Raw genomic sequence first — 10,627 nt, forward strand, 5'->3', positions numbered from 1 at the left:
CTGTCCTAGCGTGGAATACCTGATGTCCTCTTACAAATCGATCGCGCTCGTGCTTTGCCTGGCTGCAACGGGCTGCGCCCAAACGCCAAACCATTCGTCCGCTGACAGCGACCATGGCTGGTGGCCCTTCGGTGGCGACAAAGTCGCTGACAAGGAAGTGAAAGCCGCCGTAGAAGAAAAGGCGATAGCCAAGGCGGCCGCACCTGCCGAGAAAAAAGAGAGCGGCTCTTCATGGTGGCCGTTTGGCGGCGATAAGGATAAGAAAGAGACCAAAACCGTCTCCAAAGTCGATCCGAAAGTGACCCAGGCTTGGCTCGACAAGTACGAGCCTTCGCTGCGCGAAGCAATCAAGGACAGCAAGCTTAAACTTGAGCGCCGCGACAATGTGCTGGTGATTACGATGCCGGTAGACAGCGCCTTCAACCCTGATCGCCCGGCCATGCTGCTGCCGATCACGTTGGGGCCGATCACCCGTGTCGCGAAAATCCTTGAAGCCGACCCGAAAACCGCCGTATTGCTGCTTGGGCATGCCGACTCCAGCGGCGTGGCAGCGGCTAACCAGAAGTTGAGCCAGGAACGCGCAGGTTCTGTCGCGGCGATTTTCCGCCTCAGTGGTTTGCAGCGTGATCGCATGATGCTGCGCGGCATGGGCTCGGCGGCGCCGCGTGCAGCCAATGACAGCGTTGAAGGGCGCTCCCTGAACCGTCGTGTCGAAATGCTGGTCACCCCACAGGAAACCCTCGTCGCCTTGATCGGCCAGTACAAGCAGCCCACGTTCACGGCTGCTGAAATGCTCGCGGTGAAAGGCAGTGCGCCCGCCTCGGCCAAAGCGCCTGAGAAAAAGGCTGTTGCACCCGCCAAAAAAGCGACCGCTACTAAGAAGGCGCCCACCAAGGCTGCGGTCGCGAAGAAAGCGGCACCTGCCAAACCTGCAGCCAAGAAGGCTGATCCGGTAAAGAAAGTGGCGACTACCGCACCCGCCAAGACTAACTGATCGACAAGGAAGCCCGTAATGAGACCCACCCTGGCGGATATGCGTCGCGACTATGTGCGTGATGGCCTCACCGAGGCTCAAGCGCCGAACGAGCCCTTTGCCCTGTTCAGGCAATGGTTCGATGAGGCGGTCAAGACCGAGCAGGCGCCGGTCGAAGCCAACGCCATGACGCTGGCGACCGTCGACACCGACGGCCGGCCACACTGCCGGGTATTGCTGCTCAAGGGGCTGGACGACAAGGGCTTTACGTTCTTCAGCAACTACGAGAGCGCCAAGGGCAGGCAGTTGTCAGCTCATCCCTTTGCCGCCATGACCTTTTTCTGGCCAGCCCTGGAGCGTCAGGTTCGCATCGAAGGCAAGGTGGTGAAGGTTTCGGCAGAAGAATCGGATGCCTACTTCCAGGTGCGGCCATTGGGCAGTCGCCTGGGCGCTTGGGCTTCTCCCCAGAGCCAAGTGATTGCTGATCGTACCGAGCTTGAAGGGCTGCTGAAGACTACCGAGCAGCGTTTCAGTGACAAGGCACCGCATTGCCCGGCGCATTGGGGCGGCTACCGTTTGTTGCCTGAGCGAATCGAATTCTGGCAAGGGCGGCCAAGTCGCCTGCATGATCGTCTCAATTACCAGCGTAAGGGCGACACGTGGTCGCGCGAACGCCTGGCCCCCTGAGCAGAAACCCTGTAGCCGCTGCCGTTAGGCTGCGATGCGGCCCGAAAGGGGCGCCCGCTTCGCGGTCGATCGCAGCCTATCGGCAGCGGCTACATTTGATTTTTTGTGCGCAGACGTTGTCTAGACGTTCTAGCCTGTGTGCAGGTTGGCGCGTGTCTGTACCGTACCTGAACGGAAGCAATTTTATACAGGCTGTGTCGTGACAGTTGAGTTGGCACGGCGTCTAATGAAGACCTGTCTTTTGGAGATTAAACCCATGCGTAAATCTGCTTTGCTCGTTGCTTCCTGTACCGCGATGTCGCTGTTGCTGGGTGGCTGCGCCTCCAGTCTGACCGGCGACTCTTATTCGCGCGATGAAGCGCGGCGTGTACAGACCGTGCGCATGGGTACGATCGAGTCCCTGCGACCGGTCAAAATCGAAGGCACCAAGACGCCGATTGGCGGGGGTGCCGGTGCTATTGTCGGTGGTGTGGCGGGTAGTGCTGTTGGCGGTGGTCGCGGCAGTGTCGTCGCCGCAGTCATTGGCGCGGTAGCAGGCGGCTTGTTGGGCTCGGCGACCGAAGAAGGCCTGACCCGTACCCAAGGCGTGGAAATTACCGTGCGTGAAGACGACGGCAGCATGCGCTCTTACGTGCAGGCGGTTCAGCAAAACGAGATTTTCCGTGTCGGTGAGCGCGTCCGTATCATGACTGTCGACGGTACCAGCCGCGTCAGCCACTGATCAGCGTTATAAAGCCCCGACCAGCCAGGCTGGTCGGGGCTTTTTTATCTCAACAGGTTATGGCAGAGCGGGTTGGGGTTGGGGTTTGCGGCTCGACACAGCGGTAATCGCATAGCCTGCAATGGCTGCAATGAACGACCCGGTGAGAATCCCCATGCGGTCCATACCGGCATATTCGCTTGCGCCTGGCACAAAGGCCAATGACCCCACAAAAAGGCTCATGGTAAAGCCGATACCACACAGTATCGCGACACCCAACACCTGGCCCCAGTTGGCGCCGGCCGGCAAGGCGGCCATGCCAGCCTTGACCGACAGCCAGGTCAGGCCGAAAACCCCCAGGGCCTTGCCGACCACCAGGCCAAGGGCGATGCCCATGGGGACAGCGTGCGTGAAACTTTCCAAGGTGGCACCGGCTAAAGGCACCCCAGCATTGGCGAAGGCAAAAATCGGCAATATGCCGAATGCCACCCAAGGGTGCAGCGCGTGCTCAAGGCTGAGCGCTGGCGAGGTCTCGGCATTGCGGGTACGCAAGGGGATGAACAGCGCCAGCGTGACACCGGCCAGCGTGGCATGTACACCGCTCTTGAGCACGCAGACCCAGAGAATCAGGCCGACAACCATGTAGGGGCCGAGCTTGACCACACCCATGCGGTTCATGGCGAACAGGATGGCCAGGCAAGCGGCTGCCAGCATCAAGGACAGGCTCGAAAGCGTGCCGGAGTAGAACAGTGCAATGACGATAATGGCGCCCAGGTCATCAATAATGGCCAGGGTCATCAGGAACAGTTTCAGGGAAGTGGGCACGCGCTTGCCCAACAAGGCCAATACACCCAAGGCGAAGGCAATGTCGGTGGCCATGGGGATCGCCCAACCCGCCACTGCAGCCGGATTGTCGCGGTTCAGCGCCCAATAGATCAGCGCCGGAACCACCATGCCCCCGATGGCAGCAGCGCCCGGCAGGACAATCTGGGAGGGTTTGGACAGGTGGCCATCGACCACTTCGCGCTTGACCTCAAGGCCAATCAACAGAAAGAACAAGGCCATCAGCCCATCGTTGATCCACAACAGCAAAGGCTTGGCGATTTCCAGCGCACCGACCTTTGCCACCACCGGGACATCCAGCAGGCCGTTATAGAGGAATGACAGCGCCGAGTTGTTGATGATCAGCGCCAGCGCTGCTGCTGCAATCAACAACAGCCCGCTGGCAGCTTCCAACTGAAAGAAACGAGTGAAAGTGCTTCGCAGCAAGTTGGCTCTCCCTGCATGATTTTTCGGAAAGGGGACACCCTAACCCTTACGGTTAGTTGTTAAAACAAAAAATATATTCTTTTTTGTAATAAGGAATTAATGAGCTTTGGACGACGGCACAGAGCCTAGCAGTCGGACGGAATATTCGCGTCAGACACTATCTATTGTTGATGTAGGAATATTCCTAGATGAAGCATCAGGGCAGCGCTCGGTCCGAGCGCTGCCCTGATGTTTAGTGGGCGATGCCGAGGATGTCGCGGGCAACGGCTTCGGCAATGCGAATGCCGTCAACACCTGCCGAAAGAATGCCACCGGCGTAACCTGCGCCTTCACCGGCCGGGAACAAGCCGCGCAGGTTAAGGCTCTGCAGGTCTTCGCCGCGGGTAATACGCAGCGGCGAGGAGGTGCGGGTTTCGATGCCGGTCAGCACAGCGTCGTGCAGGTTGTAGCCTTTGATCTGGCGATCGAAAGCGGGCAAGGCTTCGCGGATGGCTTCGATAGCAAAGTCAGGCAAAGCCAAGGCCAGGTCACCCCAAGCCACACCTGGTTTGTAGGAAGGTTCGACGCTGCCGGCGGAGGTGGATGGCTTGGCGGCCACAAAGTCACCTACCAACTGGGCCGGGGCCATGTAGTTGCTGCCGCCGAGGATATAGGCGTGAGCCTCCAGGCGCTCCTGCAATTCGATGCCGGCCAGCGGGCCGCCTGGGTAATCCTGTTCTGGCGTGATGCCAACAACGATACCCGAGTTTGCGTTGCGCTCATTGCGCGAATATTGGCTCATGCCATTGGTGACGACGCGGCCAGGTTCGGAAGTGGCGGCCACCACGGTACCGCCAGGGCACATGCAGAAGCTGTAGACCGAGCGACCATTCTTGGCATGGTGGACCAGCTTGTAGTCGGCCGCGCCGAGCTTGGGGTGGCCCGCGTACTTGCCCAGGCGCGCCTGGTCGATCAGCGTTTGCGGGTGTTCGATGCGAAAGCCGATGGAGAACGGCTTGGCTTCCATGAACACGCCCCGTGCGTGCAGCATGCGGAAGGTGTCACGGGCACTGTGGCCCAGCGCCAGGACGACATGTTTGGAGGCGATCTGTTCGCCGCTTTCGAGCACCACACCCTGCAACTGGCCGTTGTCCAGCAGCAGGTCGGTGACTTTTTGTTCGAACCGAATTTCTCCGCCCAGCGCCTCGATCTCGTGGCGCATGTTTTCAACCATGCCAGTGAGACGGAAGGTACCGATGTGCGGCTTGTTGATGTAGAGAATCTCTTCCGGCGCACCGGCTTTGACGAACTCATGCAGCACCTTGCGGCCATGGTGCTTGGGGTCCTTGATCTGGCTGTACAGCTTGCCGTCGGAGAAGGTGCCGGCGCCCCCTTCGCCAAATTGCACGTTCGACTCGGGGTTAAGCACGCTTTTGCGCCACAGGCCCCAGGTGTCTTTGGTGCGCTGGCGTACTTCCTTGCCGCGCTCGAGGATGATCGGCTTGAAGCCCATCTGCGCCAGCAGCAGGCCAGCGAAAATACCGCACGGGCCGAAACCGACGACTACCGGACGCTCCTGCAAGCCTTCAGGCGCATGTCCAACGACCTTGTAGCTGACATCCGGTGCCGGATTGACGTTGCGATCGTCGGCGAACTTGCGCAGCAACGTCCCTTCGTCCTTGGCACTCAGGTCGATGGTGTAGATGAATTGCAGGTCCGAAGACTTCTTGCGGGCGTCAAAGCTGCGCTTGAACAGGGTGAATGCCAGCAGTTCTTCGTCGGCGATCCCCAGGCGCTGCACGATGGCCAGGCGCAGGGCTTCGTCGGGATGGTCCAGCGGCAACTTCAATTCGGTGATTCGTAACATGACAGGGTCCAATTTCCAGGCCACAGGGAAGGGCCCGGCAGCTTTACTCGAACCGGCAATTATAAGCCGGTCGAGCGGTTTACCGGCAGATTAAAAAAGCGATGCTCGGCGCCGTCAGTCGTCTCGCGAGCCGCCGTAATAGGCGCAACCGCGTTGTGGCTGGCCGTTGATGCGAAGTTCCGCGCTCAAGTGCTGGACACTGCCGGTAACACTGTCGACGCAGCGCTGCGGAGCGGCCCACAGCTCGATGCGCTGTTCATTGGCTTCGCTGCTGAGGTTGAAGCGGCCTTCAGGGAGTTGCTCCTCCAGATACGGTAGGGCCAAAGGTGGTTGGCCTTCGCGCTCGAGCACCATGCCTTTGCCACTGGCTTTGACAGTCCAATCGGGCTTGTGACCGGAAGCGCGGAGGGTCAGGCGCTTGAAGTTAGGGTCACTGCACGCATTGGCCGAGCGCGCGAGGCGGTAGAACTGATGCAGGTCCAGTTGGCCGTCATTGCCACCGGTGGTACTGGCGGCGAAGCTGCCGCGCAGGTCGACGAACAGCTTGCCGGCCGTGTTGCCGAAGTCTGCGACTTCCTGGGCAATGCCGGTATTGCCACTGTCATTGATGACGAAGCGACGCCCCTCATTGCAAGGCTGGAACAACAGTTGGCCGCCTTCGCCCTTGAGTTCGCCCTGCATGCGCGTCATGCCAGCGGTGGAAACTGACGTTGGCTTTTCGGCAAACATCTGGCAGCCGGTAAAGATGGGCAATAGGGCGACGAACAACAGAGAACGGGCAATGCGCATCGAGGGGGCCTCCTGGAAATGGCTGCCACGTTACGCAGGCTCGTCACCGATCACAAGGGCTCAACCGATGTGACGCAATCCAGTGGTCAATGGACAGCCGGCCCGGGCCGCGGGCCATCAGCAATAGCAACACCGCCGCCCAGGTCCCGTGGGTAGGGTAGGCGTCGGGGTAGACGAAAATCTGGATGGTCAGTGTCATGCCCAGCAAGGCCAATGCAGAAAAGCGCGTCGCCAGGCCCAGCAGGATCAGCACGGGAAAGCAATGCTCGGCAAATGCTGCCAGGTGCGCGGCGACTTCCGGTGGTATCCACGGTAGCGCGTATTCGCTGCGAAACAGCGGGATCGTGGAGTCGGCAAGACTTGGCCAGCCCACTTGAAAGGTGCCGTCGAACACGTCGATAGCCAGCCCTTCGACCTTGGTCTGGCCGGACTTCCAGAACACCGCGGCAATCGAGAAGCGCGCTACAAAGGCGATCAAGCTGTGGGGAATGCGTTCGAACAGCGAGATGATGCGATCGAGCAATCGCACGGGCAGTCCATCTGGAGTGTTCATGTTCAGGCCTTCTGGGGTGGGGTCAGGTGGATGATTGCGCCTTTGCCGATCAGCAGGGTCAGGATCGGCACCAGTTCGAACTGAGGGTCACGCGCTGTCCCTTGGCGTGCGGCAAGGCCGAAGCTCCGGCCATGAAGAAGGCTCGACATAAAGGCCCCCGCGCCGGGTGGCAGGTTGATCACTTCGACCTGAAGCCCATGGCGCAGCACTAAGGCGGTTTGAGCGATATCAGGGTTAACCTGGCTGATGTCCGCGCCATGATGTGCCGCCCACAGTGCGCAAACAGCGTAGTGTGAGTCGAGCACGGCAAGGCTGGGGTGAAGCGTGAATTGCAGGCCAGCCAGAAGATCTGGCTGGTCGAGAACGGTAGCCAGGCGCTGCGGGTCGATGGCTGGCGAGTCGGCGGCGTGAAAAGCACACACTCGCAGACGTTCCAAGCGAGCGACGTCTGCCAGGTATGGCAGGCTGGTGGCGGGTTCGAAGCGTTCGATAAAGTCGCCAAAGTGCTCGCCGTAATGGACCATCAAGGGCGACTGAGGCGGGTGCTCAAGGATGAATTGCCGGGCCATCGCCGCAAAGAAATCGTCCCCCACCAACTGTTGGACCACCGGGTAGCTGTCGGCCAGCGATTGGCTCAGGGACACCGCGACGTTGTTGCGGTAAACCGCAAATCGACTGGCGGCGGCTTCGCCGTTGAACAAAGGCGGGCAACGTCTGCCCGGTAGCTGCAGTGCTTGGGCAAAAAGGGCTTGAGTGCTCATGCTGCCACCGTGCAGCGCTCGATCAGCCTTTGCGCTCGCTGGGCCTCGGCGAGCAATACGTTCAATGGCGGTATGTCATTGTCCCGCTCGATCAAGGTTGGAACCGGCCCGATGATGTGCAGCAATTCAGGGAAGAGCGACCAGACCGCCTCATCGATCGCAGCGCCGTGGCTGTCGATCAGCAGGCGTTGACCGAGGCTGTCCGTGTCTTCGGCGAACCCCGCCAGATGAACCTCGCCAACGGCGTGCAAGGGCAGTGCATGAAGGTAGGCCAACGGATCACGGGCATGGTTGACGCAGCTGATATAGAGATTGTTCAAGTCCAGCAGCAGGCCACAGCCGGTGCGGCGAATCACTTCGCTGATGAAGTCAGGCTCATCCAGCGTCGAAGCCCGCCATTGCACATAGGTAGCGGGGTTTTCCAGCAACAGGCGTCGGCCAAGGTGTTCCTGGGTTTGCTGAATATGATTGCAGACGCGCGCCAGTGCGGCCTGATCGTAGGCCAGCGGCAGCAGGTCGTTGAAGAAACAGGGGCCATGGCTGGACCAGGCCAAGTGTTCGGAGAACCATTGGGGTTGATAACGTCCCAACAGGGTTTTCAGGCGGTCGAGGTGAGCTGTGTCAAGTGGCGACTCGCCACCGATGGACAGCCCGACACCGTGAATGCTCAAGGCGTAATGCTCGCGCAAAAGCCCCAGGTAATGATGGAAAGGCCCGCCCTCGACCATGTAGTTCTCAGCGTGGATTTCCAGGAAGCCGATGGCGGGTTTATCGACCAGCAAGGCCTCGAAAAAGGCCGGCTTGAGCCCCAGCCCCACAGATTTTGGCATGTTTGAACGGTGCAGGGCAGAAAGGGACATGATCGGGACTCAGGCCGGTTGAACGAGGTGTAAATACCGTGGCGCCCCTTTCGGGCCGCATCGCCGCCTACGGCAGCGGCTACAGGGCTTTGGCCTTGAAGGCCATGAGTTGGCCGAAGCCGGTTGGCGAGGTCGAGCTGGCGGTTTTCTCGCAAGTGCCTTTTGGTACCAGTTTCCAGGCGTTGGCCTGGTGGTCCATTTTCGAGGTGCCGGCGCAGGTGGTGCCGGCGCCAGCAGCGCAGTCGTTCTTGCCTTTCATGGCCACGCCGAAGCATTTCTCCATGTCGTCGGCGGCATGAGCGGCAGGCAGCAGGGTCAGGTTCAGGGCGGCGCCCAGGGCGATGGCGAGGCTGGTGGCGGTGAGTGTGGATTTGTTCATGATGATTGCTCCAGTGATCAAAAACGCAGGCCGGGGTTTGTGTGGCTTGCTTGCGTCACTAGAGAAGGTAGACGGGCGGGTGTTACAGCAGGTGGAAAAATATAAACGGGTTATGGGGCAACCCACGGCTTTGGGGTAGGAGCCGGGTTTACCCGCGATGAACGCACCGCGGTGCATCAGGCACACCGCGGTGCGTTCATCGCAGCCAAGCAGGCTGTGTGAAAACCCGTGGCCATCGATTCAAGCAAACGCCCCGACCTGTTCGGGGTGTTTGCTTGAATCGAAAATATGGACGAAAAAAGACCTTTCAGTCCATTAGCGCCATCATTTGGCGTGCCCCGAGCACGTTAATTGCTCTTTTAAGGTTGTAAGCGGTTATCGCAAGCGCCATTTCCGCTCGCGCACCCTCAAGTTGTCGCAACAAGAAACGGCCATTACCAAATAGCCATTGTTTGAGGTTGCCAAAAGGGTGTTCAACAATCGATCTTCGGCTGACCATCATCTCGGGATGCGCCTGCATTCGCTGCGCCATTCGCTCAAAAGCATCTTCGTGAGCATGGCGCGAGAGGTATCGACGCTTAGCGTCGGTGCATTGCCCTTTTAACGCGCACGATGTGCAATCGCTGACGGCCTTATAGACCCGGCCATCGTTGTGCAACTGTTTAAATATCAGCAATTGACCCGCAGGACACGTGTAGTGGTCTTGCTCTTGGTCGTAAGTAAAAGCGCTTCGCTCAAAAAAATCCTGACCCTTTTTGCTGGAGTTTTTTGAGCGGCTGGGCGGGACATAAGCGGTGATGTTCGCGTCTTCACACGCCTGGAATTGCTTGCCATTGGAGTAACCACCATCGGCAGTCACCGTTAGCTCAGGCTGTTGCAGCAGCTCTTTGGCTTCCTTGGCCATCGGCTCTAATTGGCGCCTGTCCTCGCCATCCTGAGTCACTTCATGGTGCAAGATCAGGCAGTGCTCGGCGTCCACCGCCGTTTGCACGTTGTAAGCAACCTGCGAGCCCTTGGCAGTGCGCATCATGCGGGCATCACTTTCGTGGGTGTTGAACTGTTCTAGCCCCTTGGACTTCAGCAACTTTTGGCGAGCCCGGTTGTTTGATTGCTTGTCTTCAAGTCGAGCCAGCGCTGTTTTGATAGCGCTGGGGTCAATTGTTTCGCTGTCTTCAGACTTATCGGCCTCGTCCAGCTGTGCCAGATACTCGCCAATGCGCTTGTCCAGTTTTTCTTCCTGCAGTTTGAGTTGCTTGAGGCTTAAATGACGCCGTGCAGAGGCTACCGCCTGGAATTTACTGCCATCAATGGCAACCAAATTACCCGCAATCAAGCCGGCCGTGCGGCAGAACTGGACAAAGGCTCGACACGTTTTAACGAAGGCTGCTTTGTTGTCGCGGCGAAAATCGGCAATGGTCTTGAAGTCAGGCTTGAGTCGATTGATCAGCCACATAACTTCGACGTTACGCTGGCACTCGGCTTCAAGCCGGCGTGAGGATCTAATCCGGTAGAAATAACCGTAGAAGTACAGTTTGAGCTGATCAGCAGGATCGTAAGAAGGGCGACCTGTGTTCTTGGGAACCGCTTTACCGAAGCCCAGTTGCGCTAGATCCAGCCTGGCGACATAGGCGTCAATCACGCGCACGAGATGGTCTTCAGGTATCAGATCTTCCAGGGAAGTCGGAAAGAGACTGGTCTGGTGCCGCGCTTCGCCTTGAATGTACGCCACTGAAAAATGCCCCGTGTTTTCAATACGAGGCATTTTCTTGAATCGCTGCGAAAATTGCTAGGTTTTCACACAGTCTGCAAG

11 protein-coding genes are annotated in these 10,627 nt (G+C 58.9%); 3 read left to right on the forward strand and 8 right to left on the reverse strand.

Going from position 1 to position 10,627, the window contains the following annotated elements; translation table 11 throughout:
* The first annotated feature begins 22 nt into the window (after positions 1-22).
* The 3 genes from AC3IX4_RS06120 (at position 23) to AC3IX4_RS06130 (ending at position 2,381) form a co-directional block, all read left to right on the forward strand.
* Positions 23-994 carry an OmpA family protein gene (locus tag AC3IX4_RS06120; RefSeq protein ID WP_489259705.1) on the forward strand — a complete coding sequence of 324 codons (972 nt, stop codon included), beginning with the start codon at positions 23-25 and terminating at the stop codon, positions 992-994.
* Between the two features lie 18 nt (positions 995-1,012).
* Positions 1,013-1,660 (forward strand): pyridoxamine 5'-phosphate oxidase, encoded by a 648-nt coding sequence (gene pdxH, locus AC3IX4_RS06125; RefSeq protein ID WP_489259706.1) that lies wholly within the window; start codon positions 1,013-1,015, stop codon positions 1,658-1,660.
* Between the two features lie 256 nt (positions 1,661-1,916).
* Positions 1,917-2,381: an outer membrane lipoprotein gene (locus AC3IX4_RS06130; protein ID WP_489259707.1), complete on the forward strand. Its 465-nt coding sequence runs from the start codon at positions 1,917-1,919 to the stop codon at positions 2,379-2,381.
* Positions 2,382-2,438: 57 nt separating this feature from the next.
* Here AC3IX4_RS06130 and nhaA read toward each other — a convergent pair whose 3' ends face one another.
* The 8 genes from nhaA to AC3IX4_RS06170 form a co-directional block, all read right to left on the reverse strand.
* Positions 2,439-3,626, reverse strand: coding sequence for a Na+/H+ antiporter NhaA (gene nhaA, locus AC3IX4_RS06135; protein ID WP_489261223.1), 1,188 nt, complete (start codon positions 3,624-3,626; stop codon positions 2,439-2,441).
* A 235-nt stretch (positions 3,627-3,861) separates the two neighbouring features.
* A complete protein-coding gene (locus AC3IX4_RS06140) occupies positions 3,862-5,475 on the reverse strand; it encodes an NAD(P)/FAD-dependent oxidoreductase (RefSeq protein ID WP_489259708.1) in 1,614 nt (537 codons plus the stop codon).
* 114 nt (positions 5,476-5,589) lie between these two features.
* The gene (locus tag AC3IX4_RS06145) at positions 5,590-6,264 is read right to left on the reverse strand and encodes a COG3650 family protein (RefSeq protein WP_489259709.1); all 675 of its coding nucleotides are present in this window, start codon (positions 6,262-6,264) and stop codon (positions 5,590-5,592) included.
* 43 nt (positions 6,265-6,307) lie between these two features.
* Positions 6,308-6,817 (reverse strand): DoxX family protein, encoded by a 510-nt coding sequence (locus AC3IX4_RS06150; protein WP_489259710.1) that lies wholly within the window; start codon positions 6,815-6,817, stop codon positions 6,308-6,310.
* 2 nt (positions 6,818-6,819) lie between these two features.
* Positions 6,820-7,578: an HvfC/BufC N-terminal domain-containing protein gene (locus AC3IX4_RS06155; protein ID WP_489259711.1), complete on the reverse strand. Its 759-nt coding sequence runs from the start codon at positions 7,576-7,578 to the stop codon at positions 6,820-6,822.
* Positions 7,575-8,438 (reverse strand): MNIO family bufferin maturase, encoded by an 864-nt coding sequence (gene bufB, locus AC3IX4_RS06160; protein WP_489259712.1) that lies wholly within the window; start codon positions 8,436-8,438, stop codon positions 7,575-7,577. The genes AC3IX4_RS06155 and bufB overlap by 4 nt, the downstream gene beginning before the upstream one ends.
* 79 nt (positions 8,439-8,517) lie before the next feature.
* Positions 8,518-8,817, reverse strand: a complete 300-nt coding sequence (locus tag AC3IX4_RS06165) for a BufA1 family periplasmic bufferin-type metallophore (protein WP_489259713.1) — start codon at positions 8,815-8,817, stop codon at positions 8,518-8,520.
* A 307-nt stretch (positions 8,818-9,124) separates the two neighbouring features.
* On the reverse strand, positions 9,125-10,546 hold the full coding sequence (locus tag AC3IX4_RS06170; RefSeq protein ID WP_489261224.1) for an IS1182 family transposase: 1,422 nt from the start codon (positions 10,544-10,546) through the stop codon (positions 9,125-9,127).
* Positions 10,547-10,627: the final 81 nt, after the last annotated feature.

The sequence above is a fragment of the Pseudomonas sp. KH_021 genome (assembly GCF_057838865.1).